At 40.1% G+C, this 1,218-nt stretch carries 1 protein-coding gene; it reads left to right on the forward strand.

Features of this window, described 5'->3' with window-relative positions:
* Positions 1–11: 11 nt before the first annotated feature.
* The coding region (locus tag D1970_RS21880) for an amino acid adenylation domain-containing protein (protein ID WP_142921049.1) at positions 12–1,218 on the forward strand (1,207 nt) is incomplete at its 3' end.

Below are 1,218 nucleotides of genomic sequence, written 5' to 3' on the forward strand. Positions count from 1 at the left end.
ATGAGTTAATTATGGAGAGATTTGAAAGCCATGCAGCATCTCATCCAGATAAAATAGCCTTAATCTATGAAAACCAAACCATGACCTATCGAGAGTTAAATGAGGAAGCTAACCAATTAGCCAGGTATTTCATAGACCATGGAGTGAAAAAGGAATCAGTTGTTGGGATTAAAATGAACAGATCCATCGATATGATGGTTGTGATTTTCGGGATCTTGAAGTCTGGTGCGTCTTATTTACCTATAGGAATCGATACACCGCAAGCTCGTATCGACTATATGCTTTTGGATAGTGAATGCAAACTGCTTATCACTGATCAAGCGAATGAGATGGCATCATCCCATGAAAGTGCTGATTTCCAATGTATTTTGTATGGTCACATCAGAGACTTTTTACAAGACTATGAAAAAACAAATCATAAGATTGAAGATATCAGGAAATCGAAAGCTTACATTATCTATACGTCAGGAAGTACAGGGCAGCCCAAAGGGGTTGTTGTCGAACATGACGCCTTAACTGAGCGTATGAACTGGTTTCATGTTAAGTACATGAGAGAGGAGACCTCGCGCATCCTATTAAAAACAGCCATCACTTTTGATGTATCCATTACTGAATTATTTGGCTGGATTGGTTGTCAGGGTCAACTCGTGGTCTTACCGGAAGGCGAGGAAAAAAATAGTGCCAAAATAAGAGAAACGGTCATCCGTTACAATGTGACTGATCTAAACTTTACACCGTCGGCCTTTAAAGTGATGGGAAATGAATTACAAAACGTAGCCTCTATTCAACGGATTTATCTTGCAGGAGAAGCCTTAACTAAGGATGTAGTCCAAGAAGCATTTCGGATTAATTCGACCCTAGAAGTATTCAATTTGTATGGTCCGACTGAAACCGTGATTTATGCCACTGGAACCAAGATAGAAAAAGAGAGTCCATCCATCACGATTGGAAAACCGATCGACAATGTGAGTGTATATATCTTAGATTCCAACCAACAGCTTTGTCCGGTAGGGATTATCGGAGAGCTCTATATATCTGGAAACAGCTTGGCCCGGGGATATTTAAACAACCCTGAATTAACAGCTGAAAGATTCATAGAAAATCCCTATGCAGCCAATCAAAGAATGTACAAAACCGGAGATTTAGTCCGATGGACTCACGATGGTCATATTGAATACCTCGGACGAATCGATCACCAAGTCAAAATACGAGGGTACA

The organism is Mesobacillus zeae, from assembly GCF_003570705.1.
Taxonomy (GTDB): domain Bacteria; phylum Bacillota; class Bacilli; order Bacillales; family Cytobacillaceae; genus Mesobacillus_C; species Mesobacillus_C zeae.